The sequence below is a fragment of the Shewanella sp. Sh95 genome (assembly GCF_001308045.1).
In the GTDB taxonomy this organism is placed as follows: Bacteria; Pseudomonadota; Gammaproteobacteria; order Enterobacterales; family Shewanellaceae; genus Shewanella; species Shewanella xiamenensis.
Genome location: NZ_LGYY01000180.1, coordinates 1 through 501, shown reverse-complemented (window position 1 = coordinate 501; position 501 = coordinate 1). Strand labels below are relative to the sequence as shown.

Sequence of the window (501 nt, the reverse complement as noted above, 5' to 3'; positions counted from 1 at the left end):
GAACAGGGTCGTGCGCAGGTAGCCGACGGCGCCGTGCGCCTTGACGCCCACGACGATGAAGGCGACGAACGAGATCACCGCCATCACCAGCGGGAAGCCGATGAGCGACGAGCTCGCGATGTTGAGGCCGGGCACGACGCCCGTGATGTTCGCCGCGAGCACCGCGAAGAAGATGGTCGTCAGCAGCGGGACGAACCGGCGCGCGGTGTCCTTGCCGATGATGTCCTCGGCGATGTTGACCCGCACGAAGTCGAGGGCCATCTCCGCCACGTTCTGGCCACGGTTCGGCACGAGGCGGGCACGGCTGGCGGCGGTCCAGCACAGCGGGACCAGGAACCGCGTCGCGAGGCTCCGGCACAGGATGGACCGGTTGAGCCCGAACACCGTCCCCTCGGACAGCACCGGGGGCGGGAAGAACCCGGCGATCGTCGGCGCATGGAACCCGGCGGCCTGCGTCGCGGCGAACGGGGGGATCGGCGAGAGGCTGGGCAGAGCGGGACC

At 70.3% G+C, this 501-nt stretch carries 1 protein-coding gene; it reads right to left on the bottom strand.

All coding sequences use genetic code 11. The annotated features are described in order from the left end of the window. Window positions 1-501 (bottom strand): F0F1 ATP synthase subunit A (locus AEA42_RS21860; RefSeq protein ID WP_197278439.1); only part of this gene is annotated, 501 nt, incomplete at both ends.